This is a genomic window from 'Chrysanthemum coronarium' phytoplasma (assembly GCF_000744065.1).
Lineage (GTDB): Bacteria > Bacillota_I > Bacilli_A > Acholeplasmatales > Acholeplasmataceae > Phytoplasma > Phytoplasma asteris.
In genome coordinates this window covers 1-2,867 of the sequence record NZ_BBIY01000065.1, presented here as the reverse complement: position 1 = coordinate 2,867, position 2,867 = coordinate 1, and the positions used below count along the sequence as shown (strand labels likewise).

Below are 2,867 nucleotides of genomic sequence, written 5' to 3'. Positions count from 1 at the left end.
CCCTTGAGTATAGGTATGTTTTAAGTTAGCTAAAAAATCAAGGTTATTTTCTTTACTCAAATCATCACTTAAAAAAGATAATGATTCTTTCGTAAAATGATCTTGGGGAAAATGAGTTTGAAGATAAGCGAGTAATTCTTTGATGATCTCAGTTTGAGATTTGATTTTATCAAAGGGATGAATATTTGTCTGGTTTAAAGTTAAATATTTTAAGGCTTGAAAGATTTTGGTATATTTTTTATCTAAAAAAGATTGTTGATCAATGAGCTGAAAATAAAAATTTAATTGGTCAACTTTATTTTGGTTCAGATAGACTAAAATTTGTCTTAACGCTTTTTGTTCGTTGGTTAACATTTTATATTAACTCCTTTTTTTCTTTTTTAATGATGTTAATGTTAGAAAAAGCGATGAATTGACGGGTAATTAAGTTTTGTAAGAAATTGTTGGCTGAATTGGAAAATAAGTTAATTACTTGATTAATACCTTGGACTTTTCCTTGATTGATTTTATGATTTAATCTCTGAGTTTCTGGTTCGTTGTTGGTTAATAAATAAAATTCAAAACGAGTATCGAGTTTTTTTAATTGTTGCCCTTCTACCATGGCTTGTTTATAGCGATCACGAAGACATGTTTTAAAATTAAAAGCGATAATCCGTTTATTTTTCGTAAATAACACTAAATCAAATTTAATGTCGGGGATGAAGAATAAATAAGCTTGAGGATATAAATGAATGATTCCTTGGTTTTGAAAATAGAGTAAAATAAGATATTCATTGATTTTACCACGGATTACTTTTTGACTTTGAGAGTTGATGTGATTTTTGTTAAAATAATGGTTTAATTGTTGGTAATTGGTTTTCATATATTCGTTAATAGAAAGATTAAAGGTGTTTTTGTTAAAAAAACATTTTAAGATTTCCACAGTTTGGATATTAGTATTAAATTGTTTAATATTCATAAAATCTTGGTTATTTAACATTTGATATTCCTTTCTTTAAATAAAAAAGACCTTTAAATTAAGGTCTTTTGTTGGTTTTTTTAGTTTTAAAAATTCTTTTTGTTTTCCAGGTAATGGTGCCATCTTTATGAATGGTTTTGATTTTTCCATTAGAAAAATAGATGTAATTATTGCCATTTTGGCAGGTTTTTTTAGTTATGATCGCCATTTGATAGTCCTCCTATTTGTTTAATAATTTGTTTGACATTTGATTTGATAGAATCGCTACCATTTAAGATTAATTTCTTAATATCACTAGTATAATGAGTGAGATAATGATCGTATCCTTGGCGAACATTTTGAAAATAAGTTAACGATTGTCTTTCGATGAGATCTCTTTGATGGTTTTTTTGTTTTTTCTTTCTGGTTCTTCCAATAAGAGGGTCAATATCTAAATAAATTAATAAATCAGGTTTTTTTAAGATAGTTTCATGATTCAACTTAAAGATCTTTTTTAAAGGGGAAAGTTGTTTCTTTTCCTTGGAAAAAGGAAATAATTGATAAGCATAAGTAGATGGTAACCAACGGTCTAAGATGATTAATTGGTTGTTTTTAAATAATTCCGCTTGGATTTGAGCCATATTCACGAGACTTAAATAAAAACGAGTGAGATAATCTACTTGTTGAAAATTTAAAAATAAATCTCTAATTTCCTTTCCAAGAGAACTACTCCCTAAGCCTTGATATAGTTGATGAGGGGTTTTTAAGAGGGGTTGAAGGGCGTGAATAAGAGAAGTTTTTCCACTCCCGTCAAGTCCTTCAAAAACGATTAATTTCATGATTGTTTCTCCTTTGATTTTTATATTTGGGCATAAAAAAAGACCTTCAAATTGAAGGTCTAAAAGTATTAATTATTTAATTTTACTTAATTGTTTTAAATAAGTGGTTTTTTCTAATTCTTCTTTGGCTTTAGTTAAAAGTGCTAAGTATTTTTGACTAGCTTGAATCATTTTTGTAATAAAGGTTTTGTCAGGATAAATCCTAACAACGTGATAGTTTTTGTCATGAAAATAGACTAAAAAATAAGCTAAATTAGCTTGAGAACAATAGAGTTGACATTGGACTTGGGCCCAGTAGTATTTGGGGATATTTTCTAACTGAGGGTGAGTTAAAAAACTAGTCCAAGTGGATGAAACTTCTTGGTTTTCATTCACAAAAGGACATTTAATTTCTAAAACAGCTCGATGTTGTTCATTGTAGCCATCTAAAGAGGCGGAAAAAAGGTTAACTTGATCATCAGTGAAAATGGCGTCTTCAAAAATTAAATTAGTTTTTTGTATGAAAAACTGGCGAGCGATGGATTCCATTTTTTGACCATGTAACGTATATTGATTAGCGGTAAAAGTGGTCCCGAAAAGTTTATCATGGACTAATTGTTCCATGGAACGAAAGGGATCTAAACCTGTTATCGAAGCAACTTCGGAAGCGTTGATGTATTTTTTTCGATGTTGGTACCATAATTTGGTGCGTTGATTTAAGTTTTGGATTCTCATAATAATTATTCTTTCTTAAAAATTTTCTTTAATAATGAAAAAAGATATTTTCCTAAATAATAAATAAATTTAATTATATGATAAAGACATTTAAAAAGAAAATCAATTAAATATAAAAGATGGGGAAGAAATAATAAAATAATTATTAATAAACCTAAGTTTAACCATTGATTTTGATAAGTAAAGAAATAATGACTGATAGTATTAAGGTTATTATTTAACTTAGTTAACCAAGTATTAATGAAATGCCACATGGTGATTAAATCGCTTCGTGGTTAAATGTTGATAAAATTGAACCACTATTCCTTTTTTTAATTGGCGAATACTTAGTTTGATGGTAAAAAGATAGAATTTAATGACATAATAAAAAATTATAA

General features: G+C 27.7%; 5 protein-coding genes and 1 pseudogene. All 6 read right to left on the bottom strand.

The genetic code is table 11. From position 1 onward, the window contains the following. Positions 1–354: pseudogene (locus OYV_RS03295) on the bottom strand (replicative DNA helicase); the annotation flags it as partial. 1 nt (position 355) lies between these two features. Further along, a complete protein-coding gene (locus OYV_RS03290) occupies positions 356–979 on the bottom strand; it encodes a hypothetical protein (protein ID WP_042068265.1) in 624 nt (207 codons plus the stop codon). Positions 980–1,016: 37 nt separating this feature from the next. Continuing rightward, positions 1,017–1,166 carry a hypothetical protein gene (locus OYV_RS05110; RefSeq protein WP_172642365.1) on the bottom strand — a complete coding sequence of 50 codons (150 nt, stop codon included), beginning with the start codon at positions 1,164–1,166 and terminating at the stop codon, positions 1,017–1,019. After that, positions 1,150–1,776: a dTMP kinase gene (gene tmk, locus OYV_RS03285; RefSeq protein WP_042068264.1), complete on the bottom strand. Its 627-nt coding sequence runs from the start codon at positions 1,774–1,776 to the stop codon at positions 1,150–1,152. Before tmk ends, OYV_RS05110 begins: the two co-directional genes overlap by 17 nt. A 72-nt stretch (positions 1,777–1,848) precedes the next feature. Next, positions 1,849–2,490, bottom strand: coding sequence for a YqaJ viral recombinase family protein (locus OYV_RS03280; RefSeq protein WP_042068263.1), 642 nt, complete (start codon positions 2,488–2,490; stop codon positions 1,849–1,851). A gap of 5 nt (positions 2,491–2,495) precedes the next feature. Further along, entirely contained in the window at positions 2,496–2,744 is a 249-nt protein-coding gene (locus OYV_RS03275; RefSeq protein WP_042068261.1) for a hypothetical protein, read from the bottom strand. Positions 2,745–2,867 lie beyond the last annotated feature (123 nt).

Bases quoted from the DNA above. Each gene is read 5' to 3' on its own strand.
- OYV_RS03280 (WP_042068263.1), bottom strand. From the start codon at position 2,490: ATGAGAATCCAAAACTTAAATCAACGCACCAAATTATGGTACCAACAT.
- tmk (WP_042068264.1), bottom strand. From the start codon at position 1,776: ATGAAATTAATCGTTTTTGAAGGACTTGACGGGAGTGGAAAAACTTCT.
- OYV_RS03275 (WP_042068261.1), bottom strand. From the start codon at position 2,744: ATGTGGCATTTCATTAATACTTGGTTAACTAAGTTAAATAATAACCTT.
- OYV_RS03290 (WP_042068265.1), bottom strand. From the start codon at position 979: ATGTTAAATAACCAAGATTTTATGAATATTAAACAATTTAATACTAAT.
- OYV_RS05110 (WP_172642365.1), bottom strand. From the start codon at position 1,166: ATGGCGATCATAACTAAAAAAACCTGCCAAAATGGCAATAATTACATC.